This is a genomic window from Paenibacillus sp. CF095 (assembly GCF_900101225.1).
GTDB lineage: Bacteria > Bacillota > Bacilli > Paenibacillales > Paenibacillaceae > Paenibacillus.
Map to the genome: position 1 here is coordinate 4,327,275 of NZ_FMZN01000001.1, position 14,506 is coordinate 4,341,780.

General features: G+C 46.8%; 13 protein-coding genes. 5 read left to right on the forward strand and 8 right to left on the reverse strand.

Going from position 1 to position 14,506, the window contains the following annotated elements:
* Positions 1-242: 242 nt before the first annotated feature.
* The 4 genes from BLS69_RS19110 to BLS69_RS19125 all read right to left on the reverse strand — a co-directional run bounded on the left by BLS69_RS19110 (position 243) and on the right by BLS69_RS19125 (position 5,972).
* A complete protein-coding gene (locus tag BLS69_RS19110; protein WP_091034602.1) occupies positions 243-1,547 on the reverse strand; it encodes a DUF1963 domain-containing protein in 1,305 nt (434 codons plus the stop codon).
* A 106-nt stretch (positions 1,548-1,653) separates the two neighbouring features.
* Positions 1,654-2,832: an alanyl-tRNA editing protein gene (locus tag BLS69_RS19115; protein ID WP_091034605.1), complete on the reverse strand. Its 1,179-nt coding sequence runs from the start codon at positions 2,830-2,832 to the stop codon at positions 1,654-1,656.
* 228 nt (positions 2,833-3,060) lie between these two features.
* The gene (dhaK, locus tag BLS69_RS19120; RefSeq protein WP_091034608.1) at positions 3,061-4,830 is read right to left on the reverse strand and encodes a dihydroxyacetone kinase subunit DhaK; all 1,770 of its coding nucleotides are present in this window, start codon (positions 4,828-4,830) and stop codon (positions 3,061-3,063) included.
* Positions 4,830-5,972, reverse strand: coding sequence for a glycerol dehydrogenase (locus tag BLS69_RS19125; RefSeq protein ID WP_091034611.1), 1,143 nt, complete (start codon positions 5,970-5,972; stop codon positions 4,830-4,832). Before BLS69_RS19125 ends, dhaK begins: the two co-directional genes overlap by 1 nt.
* A 305-nt stretch (positions 5,973-6,277) precedes the next feature.
* Between BLS69_RS19125 and BLS69_RS19130 the strand changes: the two genes are divergently transcribed.
* The gene (locus BLS69_RS19130) at positions 6,278-7,312 is read left to right on the forward strand and encodes a PocR ligand-binding domain-containing protein (protein WP_091034613.1); all 1,035 of its coding nucleotides are present in this window, start codon (positions 6,278-6,280) and stop codon (positions 7,310-7,312) included.
* A 105-nt stretch (positions 7,313-7,417) separates the two neighbouring features.
* The gene (locus tag BLS69_RS19135) at positions 7,418-8,407 is read left to right on the forward strand and encodes an aldo/keto reductase family protein (RefSeq protein ID WP_091034616.1); all 990 of its coding nucleotides are present in this window, start codon (positions 7,418-7,420) and stop codon (positions 8,405-8,407) included.
* 235 nt (positions 8,408-8,642) lie between these two features.
* Here the strand turns inward: BLS69_RS19135 and BLS69_RS19140 are convergent, their stop codons facing one another.
* The 4 genes from BLS69_RS19140 to BLS69_RS19155 form a co-directional block, all read right to left on the reverse strand.
* Positions 8,643-9,530 (reverse strand): LysR family transcriptional regulator, encoded by an 888-nt coding sequence (locus tag BLS69_RS19140; RefSeq protein WP_091034619.1) that lies wholly within the window; start codon positions 9,528-9,530, stop codon positions 8,643-8,645.
* A 31-nt stretch (positions 9,531-9,561) separates the two neighbouring features.
* A complete protein-coding gene (locus BLS69_RS19145) occupies positions 9,562-10,032 on the reverse strand; it encodes an SMI1/KNR4 family protein (RefSeq protein ID WP_091034621.1) in 471 nt (156 codons plus the stop codon).
* Between the two features lie 113 nt (positions 10,033-10,145).
* Positions 10,146-11,246 carry a threonine aldolase family protein gene (locus BLS69_RS19150; protein ID WP_256332324.1) on the reverse strand — a complete coding sequence of 367 codons (1,101 nt, stop codon included), beginning with the start codon at positions 11,244-11,246 and terminating at the stop codon, positions 10,146-10,148.
* Between the two features lie 53 nt (positions 11,247-11,299).
* Complete coding sequence (locus BLS69_RS19155; RefSeq protein ID WP_091034627.1) at positions 11,300-12,160, reverse strand: LysR family transcriptional regulator; 861 nt, start codon at positions 12,158-12,160, stop codon at positions 11,300-11,302.
* A 181-nt stretch (positions 12,161-12,341) separates the two neighbouring features.
* Between BLS69_RS19155 and BLS69_RS19160 the strand changes: the two genes are divergently transcribed.
* From BLS69_RS19160 to BLS69_RS19175, 3 genes are all read left to right on the forward strand, one after another.
* Positions 12,342-13,331 carry a quinone oxidoreductase family protein gene (locus BLS69_RS19160; RefSeq protein WP_091034630.1) on the forward strand — a complete coding sequence of 330 codons (990 nt, stop codon included), beginning with the start codon at positions 12,342-12,344 and terminating at the stop codon, positions 13,329-13,331.
* Between the two features lie 393 nt (positions 13,332-13,724).
* On the forward strand, positions 13,725-13,943 hold the full coding sequence (locus tag BLS69_RS19170) for a bacteriocin immunity protein (protein ID WP_091034637.1): 219 nt from the start codon (positions 13,725-13,727) through the stop codon (positions 13,941-13,943).
* A 36-nt stretch (positions 13,944-13,979) separates the two neighbouring features.
* Positions 13,980-14,498 (forward strand): hypothetical protein, encoded by a 519-nt coding sequence (locus BLS69_RS19175; RefSeq protein WP_143023597.1) that lies wholly within the window; start codon positions 13,980-13,982, stop codon positions 14,496-14,498.
* The last annotated feature ends 8 nt before the right edge of the window (positions 14,499-14,506 follow it).

The window sequence follows — 14,506 nt, forward strand, 5'->3', positions numbered from 1 at the left end:
CTGCACGTAGAAAAAACAACCCATTGTCTCTCTGGTGACTAAATAACATAACCTGATAACTGTAGCAGAAGTCCCCATCCATCCTGCGCAGGGCAAAGGGGCATCCCATGAAGTTCCAAGAACTTCGGGATACCCCTTGGTTATAGTCTGTCTACTACTGTCATTCCAACCTTAACAGCGGTGTAATATTATAATAAGATAACTGCTTATAATTACTTAATAGCTCATACTAGCTTCCACCATCAAGATTGCTGGTATGATACGGCGGTCATCTGACACGGCTCACATATGAACATATAATACATACCCTCACCATATTCCTCAACCTCGCCCCAATCCAGTTGTGCGACAGCCTTCATTTTCGCGGAACAGCGTGGACATGGTGGGTACTCCGCATCTTGAACCCATCCTGGATGGCCGCCGAACTGAGATAGCGATGGCTCCATCGCCCACTCACTGGCATGGAATGCATGACGCGATGCATTCGCAATCCGAAACTGCCGGCCAACATCCGGTGCAAATTTACCATAGTCGTCCAGGTCAATCTCGTCCATTCCCGCAGGCATGACATTATGTGAACTCCATAACGGTTCCCCTGCTGCGTCCAGCTCCATGTAAACCACACCGTAACTGCTGCATATCACGCAAGTCTGTAACTGAAGTCGCTGGGCATACCAAGACACGTCCTTCAAAGCGGGATGCGTAACATCCAGACTAATTAAGGTGGTTAACGCATTGCCACACCATGGACAGCAATTGGTGCTTGAGGTCAGCATCGAGAGTGAATTTCCGGTTGACTCCACGTTAGGCCCTTCATTCTCTTTTACTTTATAGAGTGAATAACTTGGGGTGGTGAATAATTCCCTGCGCTGCCCGTCTTTCGTAAGCTCCCAACCAGCTTCAGTGGTGTAATGCTCAGGTGCCACGTACAATTCACTCGCCCAAGATGGCGGAGACTGTCTCCATTGTCGGAACTGCTGCACGACAACATCATCCCCGATATGGGCCAGCATGAGCAATATGTGATTCCGATTTTCATCATCGGTGTTCACCTGCTGCAAGAGACGATCACGAACCTCCCCCGAGGCACTTTTATACAAAATGGCAGGATAATAGATCTCCTGTTCCAGCAGCTCAGGAATTTCCTCAGTCAACGATATATCATGGTAGCAGACCAGATATACCAGAACGTCTTTGCCCGTATCTTCATCACCTGTACGAATCCGTTGCATCGCGTAATCCTTCATCTGATCTTGTTGCTCTACAGACAAGGATAGATATACTTGTTCCTCGGATTGTTCATAGGGTGTATAACGAATTAGTGGATCGCGAACCTGAGGTTTGTGCATGATTTTCAAAACTTCGACCGGGTCTGTGATACCTGCATACAAGTTCACGTCACGTCGATTCGCTTCAATGTATCTCTGGCGCTCCTCGCGTTCCATCTCCTGCTTGCAAGGCATGCAATACCCACCTGTTCTGGCAGCCGTTGCTGGCAAGATGGTATTTGCACACCCCTCCCGTATACACGGAATTCGTTCTGTCATATTCCAACCTCCTTCAACTATTGGCAATGGAAAACACGCCACAATGTGACGTGCTTGTCATTACTCATATTTCAATACCTGGGTGTCTCATAAAGGAAAATGCGAATCAGTGATGTCCCAACTGGTCTTTGGTGAATTCGTAAAAGGCAAGCGCATCTTCACTGCTGGCAAAGCCTGCCTGAGCTATCTTTTCACTGCCGCCACCTTTGCCATTGTAGGCTCCAAGATTGCCTTTGAAGAAAGGTCCACAAGCCCATTCGGGCGGTTGTCCGTTCTGTGCCAGAACAACTTTGGCCTCTGAGATACTGGCAAAAAGTACAAGCCCCTCATGGTCTGCCGTTAGCTTGGTAGCCAGGCTCTGCATATCCTTGAGCGATTTGTTTTCAAAGACCTGAGCAATCACCAGCCCCTGCCGAGCGGCCAGAAGTTCCTCCGCATAATAGGCATCATTGGTTGTTTTTACTGCATTCAGCTCAGTTTGCAGCTGTTTTTGCTCCAGTTCCATTTTCTCAATGCGCTCCAACAATTCGTCCTTGCTGGTCTTTAATTTAACCATGATGCTATTGAGCACGTTTTGTGTGGATGTGAATTCATTCAGAGCTCTTGTTCCACATTTGAAATAAATGCGGGTGCCGCCCTTCACTTTTTCGGTTTTCAACAGTTTGATGATGCCGATCTCACCTGTCGCCGACACATGCGTTCCACCGCAGGCGTTATACTCCACACCCTCGATCTCGACGATGCGAATGTCCTCCGTTACCGTAGGTTGCTTCACCAGTGGCAATTGTGCGGCCTCTTCTGCTGTAACCCAAGAAGTGTTGATACGAGCGTTACGATAGATCTGACGATTCACTTCTTGTTCAATGGCGGTCAATTGATTCGCGCCCAGCTCAGGCGCAGCCACATCAATCGTGTCATACTCCGTTCCAAGATGGAAACTGAGCGTCATCGCTTCAGCCAGCTTCAAAGTGATTGCCGATAACAAATGCTGACCCGTATGCTGCTGCATATGATCGAATCTGCGCTCCCAGTCAATCTCACAATGTACCTCAGTCTGTTCAGGGGCGCGTTCCACCTTATGCCATACTTCACCATCTTCGATGTTCACATCCAGAACAGTGATGCCGCCAATTTGTCCCAGATCACAAGGTTGTCCGCCCCCATGCGGGTAAAAAGCAGTCTCCGCCAGCGTGACATATACGCCGTCTTCCTTGTCCAATTTGCCTGTAATCGTTGTATGCCACTCTCTTGTATAAGCAGAGTCATAATAGATTTTTTGCGTCATTGAATCATCCCGATCCCTTCTCGTTCAAATGGTTTTTACCGATCTGCACCTAACCTCCAGATTACACTATCTGGAACTGCGAATCCAATTTAAGGCACACGAGATCGCATCTCCATATCAAAAAGACCGCCCTGTCAGCCATGCTCCAGAGCGGTCTTCTTACCTATACCTTATATTACCCATTTCACTTTTAATGCATATCACATTTAAATGCTGACAGGCTCGACTTTATTTCATCGACTCAGATAATTCTGTGAAAATAACACCCAGCGCATATGCGCCAGCATCCGGGTAGCCCAGACTACGATCGCCGACGGCACCTGCACGTCCCATACGCGCCACGATGTCTTCAGTTTTCTTCGCGCCTTCAACGGCTGCTGCTGCACCTTTGGCAAATGCTGTTTTGAAGTCATCGCCAGACTCCGCACTTTGTGTCCAGGACTCGGCACACGGCACGAGCGCATCAATCAAGGTTTTATCACCTACAACGGCACCACGTCCGAAGGAACGCTCTCCAGTAGACTGAATCCCTTGTACAGCTGCATGCATCATCTCAGCAAATTCAGCAACGTTTAATTGCTGTTTATCCCCTACTGCTTTGCCAGCCGCACGGAATGCCGAACCCCAGATCGGGCCGGATGCGCCGCCACAATATTCCATGATGACCAAGGAACATGCATTTAGGAATGATCCGATGTCTTTTTTATCTTCGTTAATGATGTGATTCCATTCGCGTTTTAACTGGCGGAAGCCTTTTGCTACACTCATACCAAAATCGCCATCACCGGCATGGGAATCCAGTTCACAGAAAGGTACTTCATTCTTGATGATGATCTCACCCATCTTATCGATCAGATAGACGACATTGTCCAGTGAAAATTGATTGCCTTCGATTACCGCAGCTGATGCATCCGTCTCCACTTCGTAAGATACGGGAGCGTCTTCACCCACAACAGCTTCCAGCGCTTCGGAATACGCCACTTGTGCTGCTGGAGGGCCAGATACTTTAAATGCAGGTGTATCACTTTCCTTGAACAACAGCGTTTTTAGTTCATCATCCAGTTTCAGGATCGTAACCGATGCACCCGCCATATCGATACTTGTCATGTAGTTGCCTACAAACGTAGTAGCGACCTTCAGACCTGCATGTCCAGCAAGCTCACGCTGAACGGAATTGTTGAGCAGGTACAGTTCTTGCAGTGGTGTTGCACCAAAACCATTCACGAGCACCGCAATCTCAGCGGATGCATCATTGTCCAGCTTCATATCTTCGAGCAACGCATCGATCATACGTCCTGCCAATTCATCAGCCGATACGATTTTCTCCCGGCGAATTCCTGGCTCACCATGAATCCCTACGCCGAATTCCATTTCATCTTCAGCAATTTCGAATGTAGGCGTGCCTTTGGCTGGTACGGTACAGGATGTGAATCCAAAACCAATACTGCGTACGTTCTGAGCTGCTTTCTCGGCAACGGATTTCACATCTGCCAGACTGCGGCCTTCTTCCGCTGCTGCTCCGGCAATCTTGTGAACCAGTACAGTTCCGGCAACGCCGCGACGTCCAACGGTATACAAGCTGTCTTGTACAGCAATGTCATCCTCTACGCGCACATATTGTACGTCGATGCCATCCTCTTCTGCCAGATGCGCTGCGTTCTTGAAGTTCATCATGTCGCCGCTGTAGTTCTTGATGATCAAGAGTGTTCCCTTGTTGCTGGCTGTTGCTTTAATCGCTTGATACACCTGGATTTGGGAAGGAGATGCGAATACATCTCCACATACCGCTGCATCCAGCATGCCTTTACCGACATAACCAGCGTGAGCCGGTTCATGTCCACTGCCACCGCCACTGATCAGGCTGACTTTATCAGCCTGAATCTCTCTGCGTTTGATGACTTTATATTTTTTCAGAAATTCCAGCTCCGGGTGTGCAAGCGCAATCCCGTTACACATTTCCATAACAACATGTTCGGCTTGGTTAATAATTTTCTTCATTATTTGGCCTCCCGGCGAGCTGCTTTGTACTGCCGACCCATACGGTCAGCCGCTGCAATGGCAGCAGCTACTTCAGGAACGGTGATTGGGAACGGCATGGCGTGAATGGATTCTTCCGGAATACAAGCGATCTCTGCAACTTTCAACAACTCTTCCTGACTAATCGTATCTACACCGATGTCCGCCAAGCTGATTGGCAGTCCCACTTCGAGACAGAAGTCCATGACTTCGTGCAGCTCTTCAGTAGGTGCATTTTCAAGAACGAGTTGTGCAATCGTACCGAAAGATACTTTTTCTCCGTGGAAGAAGTGATGTGTGCCTTCCAGAACAGTCAAGCCGTTGTGAATCGCATGTGCTGCGGCCAGACCGCCACTTTCGAATCCAAGACCAGACAACAGAATGTTGGTCTCAACGATGTTTTCCAGTGCTTGAGTCACAACGTTGCTGTCACTGGCTACTTTTGCTTTTGCACCGTCAGTCAGCAGCATTTCATAACACAATTTTGCCAATGCGAGTGCCGCATTGGTACCTACTGCAGATGGGGTATATCCTTCGCGGGAACCCATTGGCAGACTTGCGTTTACACGGGAATAGGATTTCGCTGTTGCTCTTGCTTCGAAGTATGTAGAGAGCGCATCTCCCATACCGGATACCAGGAAGCGTGTTGGTGCATTCGCAATTACCGTTGTATCAACGAGAACCACACTTGGGCTTTGTTTGAAATAAGCATAGTCATCAAAAGCACCTTCTGGTGTGTACAATACAGCGGAGTGACTTGTCGGTGCGTCTGTTGCCGCAATCGTTGGGCAGATGATTAGTGCTTCACCTTCAGCTACACATTTGGCAGCATCGATCGCTTTACCGCCACCAAGACCGATGGTAGAGTCACATCCTTTTTCCTTCGCGATTGCTTGCAGACGGGCAACTTCCTCGCGGGAACATTCCCCTTTAAAACCGCTTTCAACAAACGTAATATTGAATTTCTCCGCTGTTGCATCCAGCTTTGCTTTGACACGCTGAACATCATCCGGATGTGCGATTAACAAGGCAGATTCTCCGAAGGATTTAACAAAATACCCCAGGTTCAACAACTCGTCTTCGCCTTGTACATATTTGGTTGGGCTGATAAATGCTTTTCTCATAATAATATATACCTCCTAAGGATATGAAATAGTGTAGTGATTACATCAAATTTTAATTTCTTACAATTGACCTTAATATAACGCATGAGCAGCAGGTTTACAGTGGACTTTGATAACAAATTATTATAATTTACAATCGTAATTTTTTGCTTTTTGGCACAATCATGGTATCTTATTGTCATGAGATGGTTGAATTTTGACCTCCCATTATACATTACCCGTCATCATTACATCTTAATATGTACAACTTGCTAACTTTTAACGGCCTAAATTATGATTCAGGTTAGCCTATGGAGGTTGCACCAATGATCAAAGAATATCTGCATATCAACAAAATTCTCGACCTTAATAAATGGAAGCGTCTACAAGATTCTCTCGCAACAGTAACCAAACTGGCGATCCTCACCGTTGATTATAAAGGCATTCCCGTAACCAGTCACAGCAGCTGTCAGGCCTTCTGCCAGAATGTGCGTAAAGACCCTGAGCTTCTCCCCTATTGTCAAAAATGTGATTCACGCGGTGGTCTGGAAGCCGTTCGGTTGAATGAGCCTTATGTATATCTATGCCATTTCAATATTATTGATATCGCGATTCCGATCACGATTGATGGCAAATATATCGGCGCCGTCATGGCAGGACAAGTGAAACTCGCCGATCCGGAAAAGGGTAGCGAATTGGAGCAAATTGTCACGTCCAAAAACGTACCCATGCATGCAGCCAAGCTGGAGGAATTAAAAGATGATTACGCCCAGCTGCCTGTAATGACCTATGAAGAGATTGTGAAAATCTCCAACATGTTATCCCTGCTCTGCAACTACATTGTGGAAGAAGCGCTTAACAAAAATCTGTTAGTTGAAATGTTTGAGAAAGCTTCAGGCAATCAGGAGTCTCTAAACCTCTCCACCATTCTGCCCGGGTACTCCATTCGCAATATCGAGTCAATCAAAAAAGAGATGACCAATGCCATTGCGGATGCTTATCTGAAGAACAGCCCAAGTGATGCGGAAAGCTCCAGCCCGGTGCTCCAGCCTGCTTTTGAGTACATTCACAGTCACAAAAGCGAACAAGTTTCACTCAAACAAATGGCCGATCTATGCCACCTGAGTCCGAGTTATTTCAGCAGACTGTTTGCCAAGGAAACCGGTGAGAACTTCACAACCTACTTGGCAAAACTCAAGATTAAGTGGGCTAAACAATTGCTAGAGGTCACCGACATGCCTGTCTCACAGATCAGTGATGAGCTGGGATTTAATGAATCGGGATATTTTATCAAAATATTCAAAAAGTTCGAGGAAATTACGCCCGCTCTCTATCGCAAATATCTCCAGGAGAAAATGTAGATTCACTGATACTTTTTTCGTATCAAAGACGAGGTTAAAAGATATTTCACCTATTAATCTGCCATTGATACAATGGAGTCCAGATGACTTAGGGAGGCGACATGAATGGAATATCGCAAATTAGGAAACAGTGGATTAACCGTCAGTGAGATTTCACTCGGTAACTGGATTACGCATGGAGCGCAAGTCAAGGATGGAATAGCAGAAGCTTGTGTGCGAACCGCATTGGATGCAGGTATTACCACATTTGATACGGCAGACGTGTACTCGAATACCAAGGCAGAAACTGTCTTGGGACAGGCTCTCAAAGATATACGAAGAGAGAGTATTGAACTGTGCACCAAAGTCTGTCACCCTACTGGCTCAGGTCATAATGACCGCGGACTTTCACGTAAACACATCATGGAAGCCTGCAATGGTTCATTACGGCGGTTACAGACTGATTATATCGATGTTTATTACGCTCACCGTTATGATTACAACACTCCGCTGGAAGAGACGTTTCTGGCGTTTGCCGATCTGGTCCGTCAGGGCAAAGTTCATTACATTGGCGTCAGCGAATGGAACGCAGATCAGATTGCAAGAGGAGCCGCTTTGGCGCGGGAACTTCATGTCCCCTTCATTGCAAGTCAGCCCCAGTATTCAATGTTATGGCGTGTGATTGAACAAGAAGTCGTACCTGCAAGCGACCAAGCAGGACTTGGGCAGATTACATGGTCTCCTCTGGCTCAGGGTATACTATCAGGCAAGTATGCGCCTAACGAAGCATTGCCCACCGGATCACGTGCAGCTGCTGAGGCAGGAGCACCCTTTTTCAATAAACTGGCTGGTCAGTGGTTACGTGAAGATGTTCTTACCGCTGTGCAACAGCTTGTTCCACTCGCTAAAGAGATTGGTCTAACTCTTCCTCAACTCGCTGTGGCGTGGGTTCTACAACATTCGTATGTGAGTTCCGTCATTATCGGTGCATCCCGACCAGAGCAGGTACTTGAAAATGTAAAAGCCTCCGGTGTGAAACTGGACTCTGCGATCATGTCTCATATTGATGAAATATTGAATCCGTGGATTGAGCGTGATCCAGCCAAGACGGGATAGTTTCTTTTTTACTACTCAGACCATACTAAGTTGAACTAATCATTTACACGATAACGGAGAGGACAGAAAAACCTGAAAAAGCGGAGCTAAAAGCTTTCTGCAAGAAAGCTACTTCGAAAGCATACACCTCGCCTTTATCACCAGATTTTCCCCTTGAGAAAAGGGATCGAAAAAATCTGGGGATAACAGCGATTGGAAGATTGTTCTGTCATCGCAGTGTAAGTGTAAATAACCTTTAGTGCAACTCATATTCCCCCTCAACAATGCTTATAAAGCGGGAAACCACTTCCTGATTCATATCCGTCCGCCATGCCGTATACAACGGTACGGAGGGCGGATTTTCTTCTAATGGAAGAAAGACTACACCCTTCCGCTGGAACACATCCACCGATGACGGAACAATGGAAATGCCCATGCCAGCCGCAACGAGATTCACAATCGTATACATTTGGATCGCTTCCTGTGTAATTCGAGGATCTACGCCATGCTCCCTGCAATAATCCAGAACGAGACGATGGAACGGAGAACCCAGATGCCGTGGGAATAAAATGAAATCTTCATCCGCCAGTTCTCGAATTGAAACTTGAGTCTGAGAAGCCACCGGGTGATGATCTGGCAACACGGCAATCAACGTTTCCATCTGGCAGGGGCGGAACGAGACATGGCGGGTATCTTCCTGATATCGCAAAAATCCAATATGGATCTGTCCGTCTTCCAGTGCCTGCAATTGTTGGGATGAAGTCATCTCACGCAGCGTCAATTCAATCTGCGGATACGCAGCACGAAATTTCCTAAGGACATCCACCATAATGCTCCCCGAAGCCGAATCCACGAAAGCTACGGATATATGCCCGATGATGCCCTGATCTGCCTTTTGCGTAAGCTGAATGGATCGTTCGAGCTGGGCCATGATCAGTCTGGCCTGTTCCAGAAATACGGCACCTGCCGGGGTGAGACGAACCATTTTCCTCGTACGTTCCAATAACTTTACGCCAAGCTCTTCCTCCAGATTCTGAATCTGCTGGCTCAGCGGTGGTTGCGTCATATTTAATTTTTCCGCTGCACGGTGGAAATGAAGTTCTTCTGCCACGGTGATAAAGTATCTTAACTTTCGAATATCCATAAGTCTGTTGCGCTTCCTTCCGTCTACCCTGTTAATTCATTTGTTCCTGAACCCAGATTGCCGACTCAGCCAGCATCGTCATCAATTCATTAAAGTCCACAGCAATTTCCCGCAGAGGAGTTTCCCCTGCATCGTGTATCAACATCAGCACCTTGCCGGAGGTCTGATCCAGTATAGCCATACTTCCTTCACCAAATCCACCAATCGGGAAAGGTTGAAGGTCAGCTGGCAACTCATATTCTTCCTCATATTCATGGTACACTTCCAGAAATTCAGGATAAGCCCAGCTCAGTTCTTTCACCGAATACAAGGCAGGATCGCCGAAATTACATGCACCGAATTCAAGCAAAAGTGCACGATACGCTCCGGGCAGTTTCACATTATGCTTTTGCTCAAAATCCTCAATGCTCTGTTGCGTCTCAGGAGTACATCCTTCTCCCATTGTTGTATCGTAGGCTTTCACCAAAAGATCACGAATCGGTTCCAATTCTATCGACGTCACTTGAACTCCCCCTTAAGATACTTTTCCCCACTGATCAGCCGTTTTGAATTCAATATTCCTGCTTAAAGCGCAACACATTACCCAAAAAAGAGTCGAACACTAAAATCAACTTCTTATCTCACTTGTTTACGCAACGCTTGATCCAGCCATTCCAGTGCTGCACGCAGTTTATCCTGGGGAATTTTCTCATAACGATCACCCGTAGACAATTCAAAGGCACAGCTGTTCCCACTCGTTTTGTTCAGATATGAAGTCATTCCTATGCCATACTGCTGAGCCATTTGCACAAGAATGGGTTCAACTTCGGCAGCAGCGAGCTCAAAGTGTACATGGAACATATTCGATACCGGTACCTCGGGCAACGTTTGTATCCCGTGACACGCATTCAATAGGGAGGCGAGTTCTTGAGCCTGCTCGTAATACAGCTCCATTTTGCCAATCCGTTCATTGAAATAATACTGGGAACTCAGAATATACGGATACAGACCGATCAGATCACCGCCGTGCCGCCGTTTCCATACTTTCGATTCCTGCATCACATCGGGATCTCCCGCCAATATGGCTCCCGCAATGCCTCCAATTCCTTTGTAAAAGGAAACATACACCGTATCAAACAGACTGCAAATCTCCGCAGGAGTCTTCTGGTAATAGGGAGTAATTTCAAACAGACGCGCCCCGTCCAGATGCAGCTTAATCCCGAGTTCACGGCAATAGGCCGAGATCGCTTCCAGTTCTTCATATGCTGGCAATTGCCCACCAATCTCACGTTGCGGAAGTTCCAACAGCAGACAGGCAATGTCCTGATCAAGCGCTTGTACATCTTCCAAACGAATCAAGCGATCCTTGTCCGCAAGTAAAATTGATTCAATCTGATGCAACTCTTTCAGTCCGTCTTCCTCATGGATTTCAAGATGACACAGAGGGTGATAAGCTACTCGCTTTATCCCTTTGCGGTCACACCAAATCCGTAATGCAATCTGCTGCGCCATCGTTCCACTTGGGAAAAACACCGCCGATTCCTTGCCAAGAACGTCAGCCATCTGTTGCTGAAATTCTTCAATGAGGGGGCCGTTGCCGTAGTGGTCACTAAACAACTCCCCATCGATCTGCTCCAGTACGTTCTGAAGTACCTTCACTTGGCGACTGCCGTGACCGCCTACAATAAAGTCTGACTGATTAAAGGCATCAGCCAACGTTAAAACAGTATCCTCCAAAGTCATTCACTCCTTTATAATGTGTGTTCAAAAGCGAACTTTTGATTAACCTCTTATAATTCTGGTTCTGTAATAATCTCAACCAAAGCGCAGAGCGCACTAGATATATGTTCACCACGGGAATACACAAATCCTACTTCCAACCGGCAATAAGGATCGGGCAAAGATAACACTGCAATCTCACCTCTTGATTCTGCTTTGGTAACCGAAGAACGTGGCAGCAATGATACACCGAGCCCGGCAGATACACCATTCAGAATCGTGTCCAGTGTTCCATATTCCATGATGTTAAGCGTGTGGATACCCTGATCTTTCAAAAAGGATTCCGCCTGATCGCGATGTGTGCATCCGATCTCAAAAAACAACATCGGCCTGGACAATAACGTGTACATCTCATGCGCTCCAGGTTCAGCGATCAACACCAATTCCTCGTCATACATCTTCATATAGTTCAGCTCAGAATGATCAATCGGGCCATATATTAAGGCTCCATGCAATTCATGTTGGCTGACCTTCTGGTTCAGTTCATGGGTCCCACCCGTGACAAGCGAATGTTGTACTTCCGGGTAGCATGAAGTATATTCAGCCAAGAGCGGCGTCAGAAAAGTGGAAGCTGCTGTCTCTATGGCACCTAGACGAAGCATGCCAGCTGGTGGGTTACCCACTTGCGTGGCTTGCTCTGCTTCATATAATAATTCCAATATTCTATCCGCATACCCAAGCAGGTTCTCGCCTGCTGGTGTAAGCGACATCCCCCGATTGGAACGATGAAATAGCGGTACTTGCAGTTGAGTCTCCAACTGTTTAATCCGTGTTGTTACATTGGACTGCACATAATTAAGTGAGAGTGCAGCTTTACTGATACTACCTTCGCGGGCAACCGCCTGAAATATTTTCAAATCACCTGCATCCATACCCTGATCACCTGCTCGTCGTTATATCGGCATTCTGCATCATCCGATTCATGCAAAGTGCTTATCTATTATTTTCAATGATACTGACAATCATTTTTGTTCATTTTACGTGAATCTGCTCCGTCTGTACAATGAGGCTCAGTAGTGAAATCTGGCTACACAGACAGGAGGAATATTGAACATGAGAGCTATTATCCATTCAGGCCAAAGCGGCCTTGCAGGTCTTCAATATAAAGAGTCAATATCTCGGGCACCAGAAGCCGGGGAAGTGCAGATCCAACTAAAATCCGCTGGAATCAACCATCGGGATCTATTCATCATGGCAGGACGCGGAACCCAGGCTACCCCGCTCATTCCCGGTTCCGATGGAGCAGGTATTATCGTAGCGATTGGCGAAGGCGTAAGAGGGTTCGCGATAGGTGATGAAGTCATTATCCATCCTACACTCGGTTGGGAATATTCATCTGAAGTGCCGACCGTACCCGATATTGTTGGTGGCCCTACGGATGGAACGCTCGCGCAATATATAACGTTGCCTGCTGCAAATGCCCTGCCTAAGCCAGCCCACCTATCCTGGGAGGAAGCAGGCGTGCTGTCCCTTTCAGCGCTGACGGCCTATCGCGCCTTATTCACTTGCGGCGTATTAAAGCAAGGTGAACATGCGCTCATTCCCGGCATTGGCGGTGGTGTAGCAACTTACGCCCTGCTCATGGCAGTAGCGGCTGGTGCCAAGGTGACCGTCACCTCCAGAAGTGAAGCCAAAAGAAATGAGGCACTGCGCTTGGGTGCTACCCATGCACTGGATAGTCATGCCGATTGGCGTTTGCAGAACGATCTGGAACCTGTGGACATCATCTTGGATAGCATCGGACAAGCCATGTTCCCAAAATATTTTGATATAATCAGACCAGGTGGACGTATCGTGATGTATGGTGCAAGCTCGGGGGATGATCTGACCGTACCCATTCGCTCTATTTTCTTCCCGCAGATCAGTCTGATCGGCACCTCTATGGGCAGCCGTGAGGAGTTTGTCCAGATGCTGCAATGGGTGGAGCAACAGGACATACATCCTGTAATTGATGGCGTATATCCGTTGCAAGACGTAGCAAAAGCATTTAAACGTATGGAAAAAGGCGAGCAGTTTGGTAATCTGGCTATACGGATTGAATGACATCTATTTTGAGATGGGCTTTCATGAATTATTGAAAATTGATTTACGATAATGGGGTGAATCCATCTGACCCGTCTCGCTAAACGTATACTAATTTTTCTTATTGCTATTATCATTGTGGCCCAAATTCCTATGTTAAAAGAAACCTTAGCCCGAGGAGTTACTACGTTATATGTGAAGATAAAGTATCCTGAACATTCCTTTCAATTCCAAGACTTCAACTACGAGTCTCATTTCGGGAACTATATCATTTCATATACTGATCAAGACGAACAACGCATTAGTCTGATGCTTGAGCCCAAATTTTTTCCGGTGCTCATTATATATGATCCATTGAATCAGCCCATGACAGACTAGTTGGTTCACGCTATGAATCATTCAGGAGGTATCGATATGGACAATAGATTACATTTGGTAGAATTGGTTCGCAAACTGATGGACTCTGAAGGAACGGAAGCCGAGTTGGATGACATATTGACGGAGCTACAGCAGCAGGTTCCACATGCGGAAATCAGCAATTTGATTTTCTGGGATGATCGAGACCTGACGCCTGAACAGATTGTGGAAGAAGCCTTGGCTGCCCGTCCAATCATTCTTCCGCCCAAGCCATAATATAACTCTGGAGGTGAACGGTAGGATATGTCTGACATGTCTGATTTAAATCATAGTAACAACAATGAACACCCTGATTTTAACGAAATTAGCGGAGAAGAAAAACTACAAGCACTTCGTGATCTGATCGAACTAACCGATGATCACCTGACTCAGCAAGTTCTCGCTATTGGCATGGATACACATGAAGAGGATCTCATCCGTATCGAAGCATGGCGAGCTTTAGGGATGGCAGGCTCCTCTGCTCTTCTGGGTGAAATCCTTCATGCTGCCGCGCAACTTGTTCGTGACTCAGAAGAAGATGAGGATGTACAGAATTACGTCTTGCAAACTCTCGCTCTATTGCCCATTACAGAAGCCGAGATTCAATTGGCTCAGGAAGTTCTGGAGGGAAATGCCTACATATTAGTCAGAGGAGCGGCCTTTGCTATTCTTGTTGCACATCAACAAGTTAATGGTGCAGCATCCGCGTTAGAATCGCTTCAATCCGATCCTGATTTTGGCTCTTCTGCAATGCGGGTACTGCATTCGAATCAAGGAAGTTATAATCAATAAACCAAGTC

What these genes read in the sequence shown, in the direction of transcription:
- BLS69_RS19110 (WP_091034602.1), bottom strand. Translation starts at nt 1,547, where the DNA reads ATGACAGAACGAATTCCGTGTATACGGGAGGGGTGTGCAAATACCATC.
- BLS69_RS19115 (WP_091034605.1), bottom strand. Translation starts at nt 2,832, where the DNA reads ATGACGCAAAAAATCTATTATGACTCTGCTTATACAAGAGAGTGGCAT.
- dhaK (WP_091034608.1), bottom strand. Translation starts at nt 4,830, where the DNA reads ATGAAGAAAATTATTAACCAAGCCGAACATGTTGTTATGGAAATGTGT.
- BLS69_RS19125 (WP_091034611.1), bottom strand. Translation starts at nt 5,972, where the DNA reads ATGAGAAAAGCATTTATCAGCCCAACCAAATATGTACAAGGCGAAGAC.
- BLS69_RS19130 (WP_091034613.1), top strand. Translation starts at nt 6,278, where the DNA reads ATGATCAAAGAATATCTGCATATCAACAAAATTCTCGACCTTAATAAA.
- BLS69_RS19135 (WP_091034616.1), top strand. Translation starts at nt 7,418, where the DNA reads ATGGAATATCGCAAATTAGGAAACAGTGGATTAACCGTCAGTGAGATT.
- BLS69_RS19140 (WP_091034619.1), bottom strand. Translation starts at nt 9,530, where the DNA reads ATGGATATTCGAAAGTTAAGATACTTTATCACCGTGGCAGAAGAACTT.
- BLS69_RS19155 (WP_091034627.1), bottom strand. Translation starts at nt 12,160, where the DNA reads ATGGATGCAGGTGATTTGAAAATATTTCAGGCGGTTGCCCGCGAAGGT.
- BLS69_RS19160 (WP_091034630.1), top strand. Translation starts at nt 12,342, where the DNA reads ATGAGAGCTATTATCCATTCAGGCCAAAGCGGCCTTGCAGGTCTTCAA.
- BLS69_RS19170 (WP_091034637.1), top strand. Translation starts at nt 13,725, where the DNA reads ATGGACAATAGATTACATTTGGTAGAATTGGTTCGCAAACTGATGGAC.
- BLS69_RS19175 (WP_143023597.1), top strand. Translation starts at nt 13,980, where the DNA reads ATGTCTGATTTAAATCATAGTAACAACAATGAACACCCTGATTTTAAC.